This is a genomic window from Sporosarcina sp. FSL K6-1508 (genome assembly GCF_038007465.1).
Classification (GTDB): domain Bacteria; phylum Bacillota; class Bacilli; order Bacillales_A; family Planococcaceae; genus Sporosarcina; species Sporosarcina psychrophila_B.
Genome location: NZ_JBBOXF010000001.1, coordinates 547,599 through 567,268, shown reverse-complemented (window position 1 = coordinate 567,268; position 19,670 = coordinate 547,599). Strand labels below are relative to the sequence as shown.

18 protein-coding genes and 1 riboswitch are annotated in these 19,670 nt (G+C 41.9%); of the genes, 12 read left to right on the top strand and 6 right to left on the bottom strand.

The genetic code is table 11. The annotated features are described in order from the left end of the window. The first annotated feature begins 56 nt into the window (after positions 1 to 56). Genes MKZ11_RS02460 through MKZ11_RS02450 form a run of 3 tightly spaced genes read left to right on the top strand, consistent with a single transcriptional unit; the run spans position 57 to position 3,188 of the window. Positions 57 to 1,346, top strand: coding sequence for an O-acetylhomoserine aminocarboxypropyltransferase/cysteine synthase family protein (locus MKZ11_RS02460; protein WP_340792478.1), 1,290 nt, complete (start codon positions 57 to 59; stop codon positions 1,344 to 1,346). Between the two features lie 4 nt (positions 1,347 to 1,350). Continuing rightward, positions 1,351 to 2,244: an alpha/beta fold hydrolase gene (locus MKZ11_RS02455; RefSeq protein ID WP_340792477.1), complete on the top strand. Its 894-nt coding sequence runs from the start codon at positions 1,351 to 1,353 to the stop codon at positions 2,242 to 2,244. After that, positions 2,202 to 3,188, top strand: a complete 987-nt coding sequence (locus tag MKZ11_RS02450; RefSeq protein ID WP_340792476.1) for a homoserine dehydrogenase — start codon at positions 2,202 to 2,204, stop codon at positions 3,186 to 3,188. Before MKZ11_RS02455 ends, MKZ11_RS02450 begins: the two co-directional genes overlap by 43 nt. Positions 3,189 to 3,324: 136 nt before the next feature. Here MKZ11_RS02450 and MKZ11_RS02445 read toward each other — a convergent pair whose 3' ends face one another. The 3 genes from MKZ11_RS02445 to MKZ11_RS02435 all read right to left on the bottom strand — a co-directional run bounded on the left by MKZ11_RS02445 (position 3,325) and on the right by MKZ11_RS02435 (position 5,923). After that, the gene (locus tag MKZ11_RS02445; RefSeq protein WP_340792475.1) at positions 3,325 to 4,815 is read right to left on the bottom strand and encodes a BCCT family transporter; all 1,491 of its coding nucleotides are present in this window, start codon (positions 4,813 to 4,815) and stop codon (positions 3,325 to 3,327) included. A gap of 309 nt (positions 4,816 to 5,124) precedes the next feature. Next, on the bottom strand, positions 5,125 to 5,355 hold the full coding sequence (locus MKZ11_RS02440; protein ID WP_340792474.1) for an excisionase family DNA-binding protein: 231 nt from the start codon (positions 5,353 to 5,355) through the stop codon (positions 5,125 to 5,127). A 67-nt stretch (positions 5,356 to 5,422) separates the two neighbouring features. Continuing rightward, positions 5,423 to 5,923 (bottom strand): QueT transporter family protein, encoded by a 501-nt coding sequence (locus MKZ11_RS02435; protein ID WP_340792473.1) that lies wholly within the window; start codon positions 5,921 to 5,923, stop codon positions 5,423 to 5,425. Positions 5,924 to 5,930: 7 nt separating this feature from the next. Then, positions 5,931 to 5,975: riboswitch (PreQ1 riboswitch) on the bottom strand. Positions 5,976 to 6,223: 248 nt separating this feature from the next. On the opposite strand from MKZ11_RS02435, the gene MKZ11_RS02430 reads away from it, so the two are divergent. The 6 genes from MKZ11_RS02430 to MKZ11_RS02405 all read left to right on the top strand — a co-directional run bounded on the left by MKZ11_RS02430 (position 6,224) and on the right by MKZ11_RS02405 (position 13,006). After that, complete coding sequence (locus MKZ11_RS02430; RefSeq protein WP_340792472.1) at positions 6,224 to 7,912, top strand: peptide ABC transporter substrate-binding protein; 1,689 nt, start codon at positions 6,224 to 6,226, stop codon at positions 7,910 to 7,912. A gap of 173 nt (positions 7,913 to 8,085) precedes the next feature. After that, entirely contained in the window at positions 8,086 to 9,024 is a 939-nt protein-coding gene (locus tag MKZ11_RS02425) for an ABC transporter permease (RefSeq protein ID WP_340792471.1), read from the top strand. Beyond that, positions 9,021 to 9,944 (top strand): ABC transporter permease, encoded by a 924-nt coding sequence (locus tag MKZ11_RS02420; RefSeq protein ID WP_340792470.1) that lies wholly within the window; start codon positions 9,021 to 9,023, stop codon positions 9,942 to 9,944. The genes MKZ11_RS02425 and MKZ11_RS02420 overlap by 4 nt, the downstream gene beginning before the upstream one ends. 14 nt (positions 9,945 to 9,958) lie before the next feature. After that, positions 9,959 to 10,987, top strand: coding sequence for an ABC transporter ATP-binding protein (locus MKZ11_RS02415; protein WP_340792469.1), 1,029 nt, complete (start codon positions 9,959 to 9,961; stop codon positions 10,985 to 10,987). After that, a complete protein-coding gene (locus MKZ11_RS02410; RefSeq protein ID WP_340792468.1) occupies positions 10,980 to 11,972 on the top strand; it encodes an ABC transporter ATP-binding protein in 993 nt (330 codons plus the stop codon). Before MKZ11_RS02415 ends, MKZ11_RS02410 begins: the two co-directional genes overlap by 8 nt. A gap of 131 nt (positions 11,973 to 12,103) precedes the next feature. Next, complete coding sequence (locus tag MKZ11_RS02405; RefSeq protein WP_340792467.1) at positions 12,104 to 13,006, top strand: DMT family transporter; 903 nt, start codon at positions 12,104 to 12,106, stop codon at positions 13,004 to 13,006. A 69-nt stretch (positions 13,007 to 13,075) separates the two neighbouring features. On the opposite strand, the gene MKZ11_RS02400 is transcribed toward MKZ11_RS02405, so the two are convergent. From MKZ11_RS02400 to fdhA, 3 genes are all read right to left on the bottom strand, one after another. Further along, a complete protein-coding gene (locus MKZ11_RS02400) occupies positions 13,076 to 13,963 on the bottom strand; it encodes a CPBP family intramembrane glutamic endopeptidase (RefSeq protein WP_340792466.1) in 888 nt (295 codons plus the stop codon). A 243-nt stretch (positions 13,964 to 14,206) separates the two neighbouring features. Further along, entirely contained in the window at positions 14,207 to 15,013 is an 807-nt protein-coding gene (locus MKZ11_RS02395) for an MIP/aquaporin family protein (RefSeq protein WP_340792465.1), read from the bottom strand. Between the two features lie 106 nt (positions 15,014 to 15,119). Continuing rightward, positions 15,120 to 16,340, bottom strand: a complete 1,221-nt coding sequence (gene fdhA / locus MKZ11_RS02390) for a formaldehyde dehydrogenase, glutathione-independent (RefSeq protein ID WP_445326971.1) — start codon at positions 16,338 to 16,340, stop codon at positions 15,120 to 15,122. A 250-nt stretch (positions 16,341 to 16,590) separates the two neighbouring features. Here fdhA and MKZ11_RS02385 point away from each other — a divergent pair, with 250 nt between their 5' ends. Genes MKZ11_RS02385 through MKZ11_RS02375 form a run of 3 tightly spaced genes read left to right on the top strand, consistent with a single transcriptional unit; the run spans position 16,591 to position 19,638 of the window. Further along, the gene (locus tag MKZ11_RS02385) at positions 16,591 to 17,280 is read left to right on the top strand and encodes a response regulator transcription factor (protein ID WP_340792464.1); all 690 of its coding nucleotides are present in this window, start codon (positions 16,591 to 16,593) and stop codon (positions 17,278 to 17,280) included. Beyond that, on the top strand, positions 17,258 to 17,434 hold the full coding sequence (locus tag MKZ11_RS02380; RefSeq protein WP_340792463.1) for a hypothetical protein: 177 nt from the start codon (positions 17,258 to 17,260) through the stop codon (positions 17,432 to 17,434). The genes MKZ11_RS02385 and MKZ11_RS02380 overlap by 23 nt, the downstream gene beginning before the upstream one ends. A gap of 2 nt (positions 17,435 to 17,436) precedes the next feature. Next, on the top strand, positions 17,437 to 19,638 hold the full coding sequence (locus tag MKZ11_RS02375; protein WP_340792462.1) for a histidine kinase dimerization/phospho-acceptor domain-containing protein: 2,202 nt from the start codon (positions 17,437 to 17,439) through the stop codon (positions 19,636 to 19,638). Positions 19,639 to 19,670 lie beyond the last annotated feature (32 nt).

The following is a 19,670-nucleotide window of genomic DNA, read 5'->3' as shown; positions in this document are numbered from 1 at the left end:
AACGCCTCCGCACATCACAATCACATCCATCTAAAAAAACTCTGGAGGTAATGACGATGACAAAACTTCAACCCGAAACACTTCTTCTGCATGGCGGACAAAAACCGGACCCTGTAACAGGTTCACGCGCAGTTCCAATTCACAGAACCTCATCTTTCGTATTCCGGGATACAGAACATGCTCAAAAATTATTTGCATTGCAAGAAGCAGGCAATATCTATACGCGAATCACAAATCCAACCGTTGCAGTTTTTGAAGAGCGTATTGCACTTCTTGAAGGCGGCACGGCGGCAGTTGCATTCTCATCCGGCATGGCGGCAATCGCATTCTCCATCTTGAACGTTGCAGGTGCAGGCGATGAAATTGTTGCAGCAAGCAACTTGTACGGCGGTACGTATAATCTATTCGCCGCCACACTTCCACGTTACGGCATCAATGTGAAATTCGTCGATGCAACAGATCCTGAAAACTTCCGCACAGCAATTACAGATAAAACAAAAGCAATATTCGCAGAAACAATCGGTAACCCAAGTCTTCATGTCTTGGATATTGAAGCGGTTGCGGACATTGCGCATGAACAAGGTGTTCCACTTCTCATAGATAGTACGTTTGCATCGCCTTATGGTTCGAATCCGATTGAGTTTGGTGCAGATGTGGTCATTCACTCTGCTACAAAATGGATTGGTGGACACGGTACAACGATTGGTGGAGTAGCTGTTGATGCGGGTACATTCGATTGGACACAAGGAAGGTTCCCGGGCTTCACTGAGCCGGATGCGTCATACCATGGTCTTCGTTACGGAATTGATACAGCAGGCGCGGCCTTTGCCACTAAACTGCGCGTTCAACTATTGCGTGACTTTGGGCCTTGCTTAGACCCGGACAGTGCATTCAACTTCCTTCAAGGACTTGAGACACTGCATCTGCGTGTGACGAGACATAATGAAAATGCCATCAAAGTAGCAGAGTTTCTGAAACAACACCCGTCTGTTGAATGGGTAACATACACTGGCAATGAAGATCATCCATCTTATGACCTTGCGAAAAAGTACTTGAAAAACGGCTTCGGTTCCATTATTGTATTTGGTATAAAAGGTGGACGTGAAGCTGGTCGAAACGTAATAGATAACGTCAAAATATGGTCGCATGTTGCGAACGTCGGAGATGCAAAATCACTGATTATACATCCTGCTTCAACGACGCATCAGCAGCTTGGACCAGAGGACTTGGAAAAGTCAGGCGTGACTGAAGAATTAATCAGGCTATCGGTTGGTCTTGAATCAGTGGAAGATATCATTGCAGACCTTGCACAAGCGATTGAACTAGCGGTACCAGTAACAGTGTGATTTTTTGGCGACAAGAAAGGGCGTGACAATCGTGGAGACGGGAATAGTGGAAATCGGGCATCTGGTATTGGAATCTGGCATCATCTTGGTAAATGTACAGCTTGCTTATGAAAGAACGGGTAGGCTAGATGCACCCCATGTACTTGTTTGTCATGCCTTGACAGGAAGTCACGCGACAGTTGGAACGGATGAATGCCCGGGCTGGTGGAGTGGTCTTGTCGGCCAAGGAAAAAGTATCGATACAAATGAATTTTCTGTCATCTCTTTTAATGCTCTTGGCGGAAGCGACGGATCGACAGGACCTTTGTCAGTTAATCCGACTACAGGAGAACTGTATAGAAACTTGTTTCCCGAAGTGACAATCCGTGATATGGTGCATGCCGAACGGAAAGCGTTGACGGTACTGGGCGTCAACCGATTGCGGGCGATCATTGGCGGTTCGCTCGGTGGAATGCGTGTACTTGAATGGGGAATTTTATATCCGGAAGATATGGATATTCTTTTTCCGATGGCAACGACACCGCAATCGACTAACATTGGCAGCATGCTATATCCGTTTGAAAATGGCAGAAGCGACATGGAGAGTTTTTATCCTTTAATTCGAGCCATGAATACACATGATATTGGTCGTGGACGGGGAGGCATTGAAATAGCTTCCCGCCGTATAAGCGCAAAAATGGTGGCATTTGCGTTTACAGACGACCCCATATATCCGACGGGAGAGATTCGGACATTTGTCCATCTAATTCCCAACTCAATTTATTGTTTGGTCAATACAAAAAATGGTTATGAAAGTTTCTTAGTGGAATTTGAAAAATGGGGACTCGTCATCAAACAGTCTATGGAGGTGGCGGTATGCCGTCAATCAAAGTCGCTCTACTTGGCTTCGGCACTGTAGGTGAAGGGATTTACAGGATTTTAAATGAAAGAAAAGAAGAGATTAAGCGGGAAACAGGATGTGTTATCGAAATCGTCTCCATTCTGGTTCGCGATAAAGCAAAGAAACGTCTGGCAACACCTGGAACGAAAATAACGGATGACATCCAGGAAATACTGTCAAACCAGGAAATCGATTTTGTTTTTGAGGCGATTGTTGGAGAAGAGCCCGCTTATACCTATCTTTCTGACGCAATCGAAAAAGGGTTTCATATTGTAACAGCAAATAAGACGATGTTCGCAAAACATGGTCCGGCACTACTGAAACATGCAGAGTTCAGGGGAGTTCAACTCGGATATGAAGCAACAACGGCGGGCGGCGTACCGATTATCCGAACGGTGGCAAGCTTGTTACCGGTAGATCGTGTGCGACGAATAAGAGGGGTTTTAAATGGAACCTCCAATTTCATCTTGACGAAGATGCGGGAAGAGGGAATACCGTTTAAAGCTGCGCTTCATAAAGCACAGATGCTCGGTTATGCAGAAGCGGATCCGACGGACGATATAAGCGGCAAAGATGCATTCCGGAAGCTGATGATTTTAAGTGCGCTTGCATTCGGCAGTCAGCCGAATTGGCAAGATGTTCCGGTCGGAGGAATCGATAGGGTCACTATTGAAGATGTAGCAGATGCCTCAAAAAGCAAACTTCGTTACCGGCACGTCGCTGACATTTCAGTTGATGAAAAGGGTGCAGTGCACGGAAGTGTTGGACCGGTACTTATTGGTATCGATCATCCGTTGTATGGCATCGATGGCGTGAACAATGCAATCATTGTCGAGACCGATTATCTCGGTGCACTCACACTTGCCGGTCCTGGAGCAGGTATGTACCCGACGGCAAGTGCAATGGTCGGGGATTTCCTCCAGATGATTAGGAAAAGTGAAAAGGTTCTTGTTACTATATAATTTGAAGTATTTAATCCGATGTATAAACCGAGCGAAGGCATCCCCTAGCGCCGCAGCGGATTCAATGGAGTTCTTTATTTCAACATATATAGTTAGAAAAAAGCGATTCCATCTATGGAATCGCTTTTTCAAGTTATTATTTTAATTTCATCAGCTTTAATTCAGCTTTCAACGCTTTGATTAATGCGACAACCATGAGCAGCATGACGAAGGAAAACGGCAAGGCTGCAATGATAATCGTATTTTGCAAGGCGGTGAGGCCGTTGACAGACAGCAAAATTAGAGCAATCGTAGACTGAATGACGCCCCAAATGAGTTTGACATTATTCGGTGGAGTCAACGAACCGTTCGTTGACTGCATGCCAAGAACAAATGTCGCTGAATCAGCTGAGGTAACGAAAAACGATACGATCAATAAAATCGCGAAAATTGATATGATGAACGACATGGGCATTACATCAAACATTTCAAAGATTGTCAGTTCTGTACTCGGTATTGTTAAATCGACCAGTCCTTTTTTCTGGATATCAATCGCAGTTGTGCCGAATGCTGAGAACCAGAATGTGACAAGGAGTGTAGGTGCCGCAAGTACGCCAATCATGAACTCCCTAATAGTCCGGCCTTTTGAAACACGAGCAATGAACATACTGACGAACGGTGCCCATGAAATCCACCATGCCCAGTAAAAAATCGTCCAGTTATCAAGCCATTTCCGATCGGTAGAGTCTAATGGTGCCGTACCAAAACTCATTTGGACGAGATGGGAAAAGTAACCACCGAACGAATCAGTAAACATATTGAAAATTAGCAATGTTGGACCGAGAATGACGATGAATCCAAGCAGTGCGAGAGCAAGGACTAAATTTGTATTCGACAAATATTTGATTCCCTTACTTAACCCCGACCATGCAGATGCAACAAACAGGATCGTAACGACGCCGATAATTATAAATTGCGAAGTGATATTGATTTCAATACCAAATAAGTAATTGAGGCCTGCATTAATTTGAACAGCACCGAAGCCGAGTGATGTAGCGACGCCGAACGCTGTTGCGAAAACGGCAAGTACATCGACGAGAGTACCCCAAGGGCCAACCATTTTTTTACCGAATATCGGCTTCAATGTTGCTGAAATTAATCCCGGTTCCCCTTTACGGAACTGGAAGAAGGCTAGAGATAATGCAATGACCCCGTACATGGCCCATATATGGATCCCCCAGTGGAAGAAAGACTGACGTAATGATTCTTTGAACGCCGCATCCGTATTTGGATCTTCCGAAGCAGGACTGATCGCGAAGTGCGATAACGGTTCAGCAGCCCCATAAAAGACGAGCCCGATACCCATTCCGGCAGAAAACAGCATAGCAATCCATGTAACTGTCGAAAACTGTGGCCGGTCCGTATCTTTTCCAAGTCGGATTTTGCCAAACGGACTAACAATGAAAAAGAAACTGAGTGCTAACATAAATGACATGAGTAGCATATAATACCAGCCGAAAGACGATGCAACAAAGTTTTTGGCGTTTGTTGTGACCGCTTCAAAACTTTCAGGTGCTAACGCGCCATACCCGACGGTCAAAATAATCAGACCGATTGTGATATAAAAGACATTTGATATTTTCTTCATGAATCCCCCTCGTGGAGCAGTTAATTTCGAAACAGCTTCTAACTATACTAGTAAAGTAAAATGAAAGCAACCAATCAGTGAATAAAGTATTCCCCTTTATAGTATTTTCCATTCATATCGCTGTGTCGCGTATAGTTATTAGCATAGAGCTTTTATTGATTATGGATTGATGTAAAACAGTTAGATGATTTTTTTGAGAAAATGGTGGAGTTCTTTCTATATTAAATAGGGAATGGACAGAACTTTACTGCAACCCAATCTAAGAGTTATCGCAAAACAGCTGAAGACATTTGTGTCTTCAGCTGTTTTTCAATCTTCATCTTTAATATCGCGATCGGGCGGAATCGGCTCGTTACGCCATTCGTCGATTTGGTGTTTCAATAGTTCAAGCTGTTCCAAATAGAGTCCGAACTGATCTTTATTAATAAGGAATTGCTTGCCGTCATGAACGGAGCGGATGCGGCCTTCCCTCACATACTTTTGGACTTGTTCGATGGGCATGCCAAGGTGTTCAGCAGCTTCTTGAATTGTGATATACATCGATACATCTCCCTGAAAAATCCCCTCTATTTCAATTATGAGCAGTGAAATGGAGAGGATGATTATGTTAAATAAGTTTTTCGAAGTTCAGACGTTTATTCAGAGCGTGAATGATAGGAATTCCGATAGCCATAACGACAAATTCTCCAATTGCAAGTGTTAGGTAGATGATAAGAAACGGAAGTCCATTAAATTCTGGGATGTCTGCAAAAAAGCTAAGTTGAAATGCGATGATTACCATTGTGAGCGTAAAGACGATAGTGTTAAAAAGCATTCGTTTGAAGATGCCTTTAATGAACTTTGCAGAAAAGATCGTTATTGAGAGGGCGATTACTGAATGCAGTACTCCGAAAATAATATCAACCGCTACTGGTGAAAATAGCAAGTTAGCACTAAATACACCGACTACAATACCAAAAATATACTTTTTATTGAAAACGACGAGATGGTTAAATATCTCTGAAATACGGAATTGAATAAGGGTAAATCCGAATGGTGCGATTAAAAAGGTGACGGCGACATATAAAGCCGCAATAATTCCGTTTGTTGTTAATGTTTTTACTTTCATTATTCATTTCCTCCTAGTTTTTTTGCGTGGGATGGTTACGAACCACGTGTTAAAAAGCCTGCATAACAGAATAGCATACACCCACCGTTTTGTATATGTGATAAATTATTCTAGATATTTTGAAACGCCTAAAGTATTCTGCTATCAATTTATTTGTAAGATATTGAGGAAAAATGTCGGAAAATAGAATGTTTTTTAAAGTATTGGAATATTCATTAATCGGTAGTATAATAACTTCTAAGGTGAATTGTGAACTTTCAGTTTACCGAAAACAAAAAAGAATAAGGGGGAACTTCATTTATGAGTATGAAAAGGTGGCCTTTACTTCTAGTTTTGGTTTTTGCTATGAGTTTGTTTCTAGCTGCTTGCAGCGGAGACGAAGAAGGGGATGGCAAAGAGAAAGAAGATGCTAGTAAAACAGAAGAGACGGATGCTGGAAAGTCTGATGCGACAGAGGAAGCTAAACCAGCACCAGAACAGAAGCTAAGTGTAAATATTAAGTCAGAACCGCCTTCTTTACATCCAGGCTTAGCGACTGACACTACTTCAGGTGCAGTGCTGAACCAAACATTTGAAGGTTTAATGCGTGTCAACCAAGAAGGAGAAGTAGAAGAAGCGATGGCGGAAAGCGCCGAAATGTCTGAAGACGGCTTGACGTATACATTCAAAATTCGCCAAGATGCAAAATGGTCAAATGGTGATCCTGTAACCGCACAGGACTTTGAGTATGCATGGAAATGGGTACTAGATCCTGCCAATGCCGAGACAGATTATGCATACCAATTATATATGATCAAAGGCGCAGAAGCTGCCAAAGAAAAGGGTGGTTCTCTGGACGATGTAGCTATCACGGCAGAGGATGATCATACATTGGTCGTCGAATTAGAACAACCGACAGCTTATTTCCTTGAACTAACTGCGTTTTATACGTACTTCCCTGTTAACCAGAAGGTAGCGGAAAGCAACGCTGGTTGGGCTCAGGATCAATCCGACAACTATGTAACAAATGGTCCTTTCCTAATGGAATCTTGGAAGCATAAGGATATCATTGTGCTTAAGAAAAACCCTGATTATTGGGATGCGGACACAGTTAAACTGGAAACGATTAATATGCTTATGATTGATGATGAGAATACTGCAAAACAAATGTATGACCAAGGTGAATTGGATTGGTTGGGTTCACCGACAGATTCTATTCCGTTGGCAGCTATTCCAGATTATAAGCAAAAGGGACTACTGAATATTTCTCCACTCGCCGGCGTTTATTACTACGCATTTAACGTAGAGGAAGCACCGTTTACAAATGTAAATATTCGTAAAGCATTTGCAATGGCAATCAATCGTGAAGGTATTGTAACGAATATCACGCAGGCGGAGCAACAGCCCGCGATGGCATTGGTGCCACCTTCTATCTTTGAAGAGAATGCAACCGGTTACTTTAATGATAATGATGCAGAAGAAGCGAAGAAGTACTTGGCTAAGGGCTTGGAAGAATTGGGTCTGACTGAATTGCCTACGATCAAGCTTTCTTACAACACGAGTGAAGCACATGGTTCCATTGCACAAGCAGTACAAGATATGTGGAAAGAGAACCTAGGCGTTAACGTTGAGCTTAACAATGAAGAATGGGCTGTATATCTTGACTCCATGGGTTCAGGCAACTTCCAGGTTGGCCGTATGGGTTGGATTGCCGATTTTAACGATGCAATCAACTTCTTGGAAATCTTCGAAACAGTTGGAGGAAACAACTATACAAATTGGGAGAATGCCGATTACCAGGCATTACTGAAAGAATCTAGAGTAGAAACAGACGTTGCTGCCCGTGAGGAGATGTTGCGTAAAGCAGAAGGCATCTTCATGGAAGAGTTGCCATTAGCTCCAGTCTACTTCTATACAAACGTGTGGACAAATAAAGAGTATGTCAAAAACGTTGAAGTATCACCACTGGGTCTAGTTCAGTACAAGTGGGGCTATATTGACGCTGAATAAATAGGAATATGTTTTTTTGAGTTGAAAATCTAATGATATTCATAAGATTCATAGGGGTGATTTATTTTCACCCCTATTTTTAGTTTAGAAAAGAAATAGACTTGCCATTACTAGAAACTGATTCCTTTGATTGAAGTTTCACTTTATCCAAAGGGTTATGGAGGTGTTATCACTTGGCTAGATACTTGATTAAACGAATTGCCTATATTTTTCTTTCACTATTTTTTATCGTAACAATCACATTTGCATTAATGCAATTAGCGCCGGGAGGGCCATTTACATCAGAAAGGAAAACATCTCCTGCGATTGAAGCGCAAATGAAGGAAGCGTATGGACTGAACGATCCCATGCACGAACAATATTTTAAGTATCTAATTAATGCTGCCAAATTAGACTTTGGACCTTCCTTTAAATATGAGGGTCAGGAAGTTACTGATATTATAAAACGAAGTTTCCCCTATTCTCTCATTTTGGGACTGGAGGCAATTTTCATTGCATTGGCTTTAGGTGTGTTATTTGGTGTGATAGCTGCCATAAGACATAATAAAATGGGTGATTACACAGTCATGGTTATAGCGATATTGGGAATATCAGTACCCAGCTTTATCATGGCGACTGTCCTGCAATATATATTTTCGATTCAATTGGAAGCGTTACCAATTGCTAGATTTGAGTCGTTTGCGCATACGATATTACCGGCGATTGCCTTGGCGACAACACCACTGGCTTTTATTGCTCGGTTAATGCGTTCCAGTATGCTGGAAGTTTTGAATGCGGATTATATTAAAACCGCAAAATCAAAAGGCTTATCAGAGCGCGTTGTTATTTATAGACACGCACTGCGAAATGCTATATTGCCGGTTGTCTCGTACTTAGGACCGCTAGTTGCTGGAATATTAACAGGAAGTTTTATCATTGAAAAAATATTCGCCATTCCTGGTTTAGGCAATGAGTTCGTGGTCAGCATTACAAATCGGGATTACACCGTCATCATGGGAACTACTGTGTTTTTTAGTGCCCTTTTACTTGTTTCGATTCTGATTGTCGACCTTGTTTACGGGTTGATTGATCCGCGGATAAAAGTAACGGGAAAGGGGGCTAATTTCCAATGACACGCGTACAACTAGAGGATACTGATTTTGAAGCATTGATAGTAGATCATGCGGAATCTGAAAAAATTGTGGGGGATAGTACATCTTACTGGAAGGATGCTTGGCGTCGTTTCAGAAAAAACAAACTGGCCCTATTTGGGATAGTCGTTATTATATTACTGGCAGTTATGGCCTTTATCGGCGAACCGATTTCAGGTCAAACCTACGATAAAACCGATTTAATGAATGCGAATAAAGCACCATCAGCTGACCACTGGTTTGGTACAGATAACCTAGGCAGAGATGTGTTCGCAAGAACTTGGTATGGTGCGAAAATTTCGTTATTTATTGGTTTGATGGCATCTCTAATTGACTTGGTAATCGGGGTTGTTTGGGGTGCAGTGGCCGGCTTTTTCGGTGGAAAAGTAGATGAATACCTTATGCGGATTGCCGATATTTTGTATGGTGTACCGTATTTGTTGGTCGTTATATTATTAATGGTCATTATGCCAAAAGGGCTGTGGACCATGATCATTGCGATGACCATAACTGGCTGGATTAGTATGGCAAGAATTGTACGTGGACAGGTTATGCAATTGAAGTCCGAGGAATATATATTGGCGTCCAGTTCTCTTGGTGCAAGTAATTCCAGGTTGTTATTTCGGCATTTGATACCTAATACACTTGGCCCAATACTCGTGACATTAACATTAACTATACCAACCGCAATATTTACTGAATCATTTTTAAGTTATCTTGGTTTGGGTGTACCTGCACCCCGTGCTAGTTGGGGGACGATGTCATCAGATGCTTTATCTTCGTTCCAGTACTATCCGTACCAACTCTTTTTCCCGGCATTTTTCATTTGTTTGACGATACTTGCTTTTAATGTCATTGGAGATGGATTAAGAGATGCCTTGGATCCCAAAGAGCGCAAATAAAGGGGGTTACCGCAATGAAAAAAATATTGGAGATAAAAGATCTTGCTGTATCATTTGAAACGTACGGAAAAGATGTACAAGCCGTGCGCGGGGTTTCATTTGAATTGAACGAAAAGGAGACTTTGGCCATTGTTGGAGAGTCGGGATCAGGAAAAAGTGTTACTGCCTATTCAATTATGGGCTTAATTCCCACGCCACCCGGTAAGTATGTTAGTGGCTCAATTCTCTTCAATGGAGAAGATTTAATACAGAAATCAGAAAAACAAATGCAGAACGTTCGCGGGAAAGAAATAAGTATGATTTTTCAAGACCCGATGACCTCAATCAACCCGACGATGATTGTAGGAAAGCAGATTGCTGAAGGGCTTATCAAACACCAAAAGATGACCAAAAAAGATGCGAATCTACGGAGTCTTGAACTGCTGAAACTTGTAGGTATTCCGAACCCTGAAAAACGGATAAATCAATATCCTCATCAATATTCGGGTGGCATGCGACAACGGGCGATGATAGCAATCGCTTTAGCTTGCAATCCCAAAATACTGATTGCTGATGAACCAACAACTGCACTTGACGTAACGATTCAGGCTCAGATTCTAGAGTTAATGCGTGATTTACAGCAAAAAATAGGTACAGCAATCATCCTCATTACCCATGACTTGGGTGTTGTAGCCAATACAGCAAGCCGAGTTGCTGTCATGTATGGCGGAAAGATTGTTGAGACAGGAACTGTCGATGAAATATTTTATAATCCAAAACACCCTTATACGTGGGGGTTGTTGGGTTCGATGCCAAAGCTGGATAGCAGGAAAGAAGAACTGCAAGTCATTCCTGGTTCCCCGCCAGATTTGGCTGATCCGCCCAAAGGCTGTCCTTTTGTTACAAGGTGCCCATATGCAATGAAGGTATGTAAAAATCACATGCCAGAGTATACGAAACTATCAGAAACACAAAAAACAGCATGTTGGTTATTGGATGAGCGTGCCCTAAACGTAGAAGTGCCAGAATCGGCGGTTGTCGGAGGTGTGAATGTTCATGGGTAAGGAGCGAGAAAAATTACTTGAAATCAAACAATTGCAGAAACACTTCAAAATGGACCGTAGCAATGTTTTAAAAGCAGTAGATGGAATTACATTTGATATCTATAAAGGAGAAACATTCGGCCTAGTTGGAGAATCAGGATGTGGTAAATCTACAGCGGGGCGTACCATTATGCGTCTTTACGAGGCAAGTGGGGGAGAAGTGAAATTTCATGGCGAAGATGTTCACGCCAGAAAATCCAAAAAAGAAAAAAAGAAATTTAACCGCAGCATGCAAATGATTTTTCAGGACCCGTATGCTTCCTTGAATCCGAGAATGACGGTAAAAGATATTGTGGCAGAAGGACTTGATATTCATGGATTGGTAAAGAACAATAATGAACGTACAGCCCGCGTTAATGAACTGCTGGAAACGGTTGGACTGAATGGTGACCACGGTAACAGGTACCCGCACGAATTCAGTGGCGGTCAACGTCAGCGAATCGGTATCGCTCGGGCCTTAGCGGTAGATCCGGAGTTTATTGTAGCCGATGAACCAATTTCAGCACTGGATGTGTCCATTCAAGCACAAGTTGTAAACTTGCTGAAAAAGCTACAGGTTGAACGAGGACTGACGTACTTGTTTATTGCACATGATTTGTCCATGGTTAAACATATAAGTGACCGTGTGGGCGTGATGTATTTAGGAAGCATGGCTGAAATAGCTACAAGTGACGAATTGTATGAGGACCCTTTGCATCCTTATACTCGAGCCTTGTTAAGTGCGATACCTATCTCTGACCCTAAAGTAGAACGGACCCGGGAAAGAATCATGATTAAAGGAGACATACCAAGCCCGATTAATCCACCAAGCGGATGTCGATTTAGAACAAGATGCCCACTTGCCATGGGTATTTGCAGCAAAGTAGAACCAAAATTACAAGAGCATAAGAAAGACCATTGGGTGGCATGCCACCTGTACGCTGAAGAATACAAAGCAATGGAATGAAAAGTAAGGCTCATCTTGTGACGATGAGCCTTACTTTTTTTATTGTCTAGGAGCTGAGAGATAGCTTATTTTCAAAATGTGAAAAATTAGTTTGTATGGTATCTTCTATATAGAGAAAGAGGGGGATGACTGTGTCACAGCGTATTTCATATCTAGTTGTGTTGTTGGGGGCGGTACTTTGGGGAACGACCGGCACCGCACAAACGTTTATGCCACAAACAATTCATCCGTTGGCAGTGGGAGCATCGAGACTCGCTGTAGGCGGTTTTTCATTATTGTTTATTTTACTTATTATGCGTAAAATTGATTTTCGGAATTGGCCGTGGAAGTCTACTCTTTATGCGGCTGTTTCGATGGCTATTTTCCAATATTTATTTTTTTCTTCTGTCAGATTAACAGGAGTAGCAATTGGTACGGTCGTTACGATCGGTAGTGCTCCTGTCTTTTCCGGAATCATTGAATGGTTACTATTGAAACGACGCCCGACCCGGGTGTGGATCATGGCGACTATACTGGCGATTATCGGGTGTGTATTGCTCTTTTTAAATAAAGGCGGAATCGTCGTCAATCCTGTGGGGATTTCAATGTCACTCGGAGCTGGGATATTGTTCGCGTTTTATACCCTTGTCAATAAAGACGTACTCGACAAGGTGGATCCTGTACCTGCCGTTGCGGTTATCTTTTCGATGAGTGCAATAATGCTCCTACCATTTCTATTTTTATTCGAAACGGAGGGGCTTATGACGGGGCGCGGAATATCTGTCGTATTATATCTTGGAATTGCAACGACAAGTATAGCCTATATTCTGTTCTCCGCTGGGTTGAAGAGGATTCCTTCATCGTCAGCAGTCACGCTGTCACTTGCTGAACCGCTTACTGCAGCGATTTTAAGTGTGCTTGTCGTAGGTGAGCGACTGAATGGGACATCGTGGATGGGTGTTGCAATGCTGCTGGGCGGTATTCTTGTATTGACGTTGAGTGGGAAGGAAAAAGTTGTTCAGGTGACAGGTACCCAAACAAACACGATCGTTTGAATAATCGTGTTTGTTTGGACACTGAGGAAAACTGATATATAGGGGGCTTTAGGGGCCTTCCGTATTTCTTTAATCTGTCCATTTAGCATAAAACCTTGTGGCGATAAAGCCGGTCAAGATGAGTAGCGTTGCTAGTAGTCCACCTTCCAGACCAAATGCACCGCCTGTCAACCAATCATGTCCCTCAGCTATTTCAACATTATAGATTCCGTTCGGTGCTGTACCGCTTACCGCAAAACCAAAGACATTCCCCTGGAAGTAGTTCCAAGTAATGTGGTAACCAATGGGTAGCCAAAGACTATTCGTGGCGTTAAACATATAAGCGAATAAAATTCCGACCAAAGCAATGTTTACTAATCCTAAAATACTTACATTCGGATTTGCACCATGCGCTATGCTGAAAATCAAGGCGGATGCCACATAGATAACCCACTTATTATTCCCTCTGTTTGCCATGGTGGACATAACATAACCTCTAAAAAACATTTCCTCAAAGATGCCAACGAGAATAAACATAAGTAGAAAAGTAACCGTAAACATTGAAAAATGAGGATTTGAAAATGAATTAATGAGCGAAATATTGGCAGTCGCCATTAATATAATAAAAATCACGATAATCGATAAGGCGCCAAGAAAAAGTCCAAACCATAAGTCTTTCATCGAGCCTCTAAAGCCAAGCTCTTTCAACGAACCCTTATTTAAAAAACGCCATAATAAAAGAGTGATTACTATTCCTCCGGCTGTACCACCGCCTTGGACTAAAAGGGAAATCCAGGGATGTGTATCCAAAGCAGTTTGTATATCGAGATAACCAGACTCTCCATTAAAAGGTGCTTCAGTTGAAATTAATAGAAGTATTCCGGGAAGTGAGAATAACTGTTGAACAATTAGCATCGCAACAAAAGCTAGTAATATGAGCCAGCCAGCCCTAATTTGGCCAAATGGGTTTTTAAACATCTTAGCCCTCCAATATGACTGAAGTAGTATGACTTTGCAGAGTCTTTAGAACGTGAAAATAGTGACAATCAGTTTAAGAACGGATAAAACGAGTGAATAGAAGCCCCATAATCCATCGTATGCATGTTGTTACCTCCATTAGAAAACACCCTCCTGTTTAGTCGGTTTAGACACTAACCAAATTTGTTGCAGGGGGTGTTTATTCACGTTTATTTGGGTTATCTAATGGTTAATGGACTGCATTCATATTTGTTGAGTTTTCCCCATCTTGTTCATGAAATATGCACTTAGAATTGTAATAATACAAATTACACCTATAATCCAAAATTCCACAGAATTTATCCCGCTGAACACTTGTTGATAAAAAAGAGCTCCAAATACCCCACCAAGTAATGGACCAACAATTGGAACCCAAGCATAACGCCAATCAGATGACCCTTTTCCAGGGATCGGTAAGAAAAAGTGTGCAATTCTTGGACCTAAGTCACGCGCGGGATTAATCGCAAAGCCGGTTGTTCCTCCTAGTGACAATCCAATGGAGAGGACAAGGAATCCGACGATGAGTGGATTAAGACCTTCTGTAAATTCATTTGCACCAATCGCAAGTATTCCAAGGACAAGTACGAATGTACCGATCATTTCACTTACTAAATTGGAAAGCGGCTTTCTTATGGCTGGAATGGTTGAAAAAATAACTAACTTTTGGTCTTTATCGCTTGTTTCTTCCCAGTGTGGTAAATAGTTAACGTAAACAATGACTGCTCCGATAAAAGCACCAATGAGTTGAGCTAAAATATACGCCGGAACATCTGCCCAAGGAAAGGCGCCAATCACGGCTAATCCTACTGTAACTGCCGGATTAATATGGGCACCACTTATCCCGCCCACTGCATAAATAGCTACTGCTACGGCTAGTCCAAAGCCCATCGTAATCACAATCCAACCAGAATCCTTTGATTTGGTTTTATTAAGCACAACACCGCCAACAACACCGCAACCTAAAGTGACTAAGATCATTGTTCCAATTAATTCACCTAAAAATGCCGACATAGAAAATTCCCCCCTGATTGTCGATACGGGATAGAAAAAATCCACAGCTCGCTTACAAGACTGTCAAAGCTTTTGCCGTGGATAGTTATCATCTATGTTAAACTGGTTATCTTTTTATCAGTCCATGTGGATCGATAACGAACTTTTTCGCTGCACCTTTATCAAAAACTTGGTATCCATTAGGCGCCTCTTCTAATGAAATAAGCGTAGCATTTACTGCCTTGGCAATTTGGGCTTTACCGCTCAGTATTGATTTCATTAAAAACTCATGGTACTTCATGACAGGAGTTTGTCCCGTAACGAAATGATGTGCTTTTGCCCAGCCTAATCCCATTCGGATTTTCAACGTCCCGAATTTGGCATCTTCATCAGCCGCTCCTGGATCTCCAGTTACGTACAAACCTGGAATTCCTAATTTGCCTCCAGCACGTGTCACTTCCATAATTGAGTTAAGAACAGCTGCAGGTGCTTCTCCGCGATTAGGTCCGTTACCATGCGCTTCGAACCCGACGCAGTCAACAGCACAATCAACTTCGGGAGTTCCGAGAATTTGTGCAATTTGTTCGCCTATATCATCATGCTGACTAAGGTTGATTGTTTCGCATCCGAAACTTCTTGCTTGCGCCAATCGTTCTTCAATCATATCTCCAACAATGACACAAGAGGCGCCTAATAGTTGTGCTGAATGAGCGGCTGCTAATCCCACAGGGCCAGCCCCCGCTATATATACAGTCGATCCAATTGTAACTCCGGCACTGTATGCCCCATGAAATCCTGTAGGAAAAATATCTGATAACATGGCTAAATCAAGAATTTTTTCCATCGCTTGTGCTTTATCTGGAAACTTCAATAGTTGAAAGTCTGCATAAGGAACCATTACATACTCTGATTGTCCACCGACCCAACCACCCATATCAACATAACCGTAAGCTGATCCAGGACGGTCTGGATTAACGTTTTCACAAATATGAGTATCTTGTGATTTACAATTTCTACAGCGACCACAAGCAATATTAAAAGGTACGGAGACAAGATCTCCTACTTTCATAAATTCTACATCCCGACCTGCTTCAATGACTTGTCCGGTAATTTCATGTCCTAATGCTAGACCACTTGGTGCAGTTGTTCTCCCGCGCACCATATGCTGATCACTTCCGCAAATATTTGTAGCAACCACTTTTAGAATGACTCCGTGTTCACACTTACGTCCGACATTTAGTGGATTCACCCCGGGGCCATCCCGTAACACTAAATCTGGAAAACCAATATTTTCAATTGAAACTTTTCCTGGTTCTTTGTATACAACGGCACGATTTGACATCAACATTACCCCCAATAGTAGTTTGTCCTTGCATGCTATTGATATGTTTGTCTACTGTCGAATATGCACCAATTGACTGAATTGACTGGGTGACAGTCACCCAGTCAATTCAAAAACAAACACAAAAGTACAATTAAACGTGTTTGTTTGAAATACAAATACAATTCATCTTAAGAGTTTCTTCATATTTACAGTTGGTAAATGTTAAGATTTGGCGGTTACAATTGGTATCATAGAGTAAAGCGAGGTGCGGAAGATGGCGAAATTCACAGTACTTGTAGCGGATGACGATCAGGATATCCGTGATGGGATAGAAATTTATTTGAAAAATGAAGGATATGATGTGCTAAAGGCAGCGGACGGTAAAGAGGCGCTAGAGCTGTTGGAGTCGAATGACGTTCATCTTCTCATACTCGACATTATGATGCCGAATATGGATGGTATTACAGCGACGTTCAAAATTCGGGAAGCTCGTAATATCCCGATTATCATGTTAAGCGCTAAGGCCGAGGATTCCGATAAAATTCATGGGTTGTCCGTTGGCGCGGATGATTATGTGACGAAGCCGTTCCACCCGATGGAATTAATGGCACGCGTAAAGTCGCAACTTCGCCGTTATATCCAATTCGGTACGTATGACGGACAGAAAAAGGTAGAAATAGATGGGTTGGTTCTTGATGAAGAAGCAAAAGAAATAACCGTCGACGGAGATGTGGTAAAGTTGACGCCGATTGAATATAAAATTACAGAATTACTGATGAAAAATGCGGGGCGCGTTTTTTCCATCAATGAAATTTACGAGCGTGTCTGGAATGAAGCCGCGTATAATGCTGAAAATATAGTAGCGGTACATATACGTAAAATCCGTGAGAAAATCGAAGCAGATTCGAAAAATCCAAGATATGTAAAGGTGGTGTGGGGCGTTGGTTACAAAATCGAAAAATGACTGGGCTGTTGTTTGGTCAATCATTGGGATTGTCATAGCGGCGTTAAGTATTGGTTACTGTTTCGCCCACATCATTGAACTGGTTAGCAATGGCATGGAAAATTCGGGTAGGGCAATTGCCCAATTGACTCGACTTATTAAAGGAGGCGTTTAACTATGAATAGTAATCGATCGCCCCTTATATTGTGGACTGTACTTGCAGCGGTATTTTTAATGGCACTTATTTCTATTGTTCAGAAGGGTCCTCAATATATCGGAAAAAGTTTCGTCGAAACGGAAGACTTTAAATCCAGTATGAATAATTTTTATGAAAACATCGGTCCAACCGTTTTAAATCCGGTTAATTTAGAAGAAGCAGAAAAAAAGATTCTGGTAGCGAAATCGGAAATTGAGGAACACCGTAATCAGTACGGATCCTTGTCAGAACAAATCGCCAATATCCAAGACCAATACGTGGATCGGATTGCAGATGCAGAAGCGGCTAAAAGTGAAAAGCTGAAATCCGCATTAATCAAGGAAAGAGACGATAAAATAGATGATATCCAACAAAACTTTGAAAGTGATGCGCATGTAGAAGCAAAAATTAGAGCTGAAAAGGCAGCTTTCCTGAATCGCTATTTGATTGAAAATCAAGAACAGAGCTTTGAAGGCTTCCCGGTTGCATATAAATTTAAAGATACCAAAACAGGAGAAACGTTCACTTCAGGCGATATCAATGTTCCTGCCGCTTATAAAAGAACCTTTAATGAAGGAAATGGATATTTTAAAGCACAGTCAATACCAGCACGGGAGAATTGGGGTTCCGTAGGTTATGTGAGAAGTGAAATTGAAATGGACTGGGACGACATGTTATCAATCAGCAATCCTGCGCGGGCATTTGAAGGTGAAGTTATCGTTCCGAAAATTGCTTTGAAAGATGGATTACTCAGTCATGAAGTAAAACGATATAACCAGGACAGATATTTTTCGTTTGTTCTGTGGTTAGTAGGAGCACTTGCATTAGTTGTGTTGTTCACAAAACTACAGTTTAAAAAGGAATGGGTAACTCAAAATCACTTAGTCGTGAAATATGATCAACTCAAAATTGATATGAAAGTAATGCTATTAGGTATTTCTGTTTTCGCACTATACGTTGCATTAACTGCCATGTCACACAGGTTCTCCTATATCATTTTTGTGAACAGCATGGAGGCATGGATAACAATCGTGATACAGTTTGCATTTCTTGTTCTGTTCTTGTTGGTAACCGTGTTTCAAATCGTTAATGGAATAATAAGATTGGAACATGAAGGGGTACTTGTACAGGACATCGCAGACAGTTACACAGTGAAATTCCTTGGAGCTTTTAAAGAGATGTTTTTGAAAAAGTCAATTGGCGTTCAGACATTCATTTTACTCATCGGCTTTTTCCTTGCTGGAATTGGTTTCGCAGTCGTTTTAATGATGCCTCCATCTTTAATTCTCTACATTCCGGCTGTTCTTTTTCTAGGCTTGCCGGCACTTTATATGTTGGTGATACGTTCGGCTTATTTGAACCGAATTATCTTGGCTACGGAAGAAATGGCGAACGGTCGTCTTCATGAGGAAATTAAGGTCGAAGGGAAGTCACCTCTTGCCGAACACGCGAAGAATTTGAATAGCTTGCGTGAAGGTGTCCATGTATCAATGACTGAACAGGCGAAGAGCGAACGGCTAAAAACGGAACTGATTACAAATGTCAGCCACGACCTTCGAACACCATTGACCTCAATTATTACGTACACAGACCTGTTGAAAAAGGAAGATATCACTGCTGAAGAACGTACAAAATATGTAGATATTTTAGATAAAAAGTCTCAGCGATTGAAGACATTGATCGAGGATCTATTCGAAGTGTCAAAAATGGCGAGCGGCAATTTGGAGCTGCATAAGCAACGTGCCGATTTGACGCAATTACTCCAACAAGCACTTGCAGAGCACGAAGAGGAAATTGCGAAATCAGGACTTGACTTCAGGGTGAACTTTCCAGCGTCTGCGCTCGTTGCTTATGTGGACGGAAAAAGATGGTGGCGTGTACTGGATAATTTAATTGTCAATGCTATCAAATACACAATGCCCGGCACCCGTGTTTATATTACGCTACGAAAAGTGGGCGATAATGCTGAATTCGTCGTGAAAAATGTGACGAAGTATGAGCTAGGTGAAAACACAGATGAACTGTTTGAACGTTTTAAGCGAGCAGATACATCACGGCATACGGATGGTTCTGGACTTGGTCTTGCGATTGCACAATCCATCGTCGATTTGCATAATGGGAATATGAAGATCGAAGTCGATGGGGATTTATTCAAAGTAACGGTTGTCGTGGCGGGCGTTTAATAAATATATAATACAAAAAGCTGTACGCAATG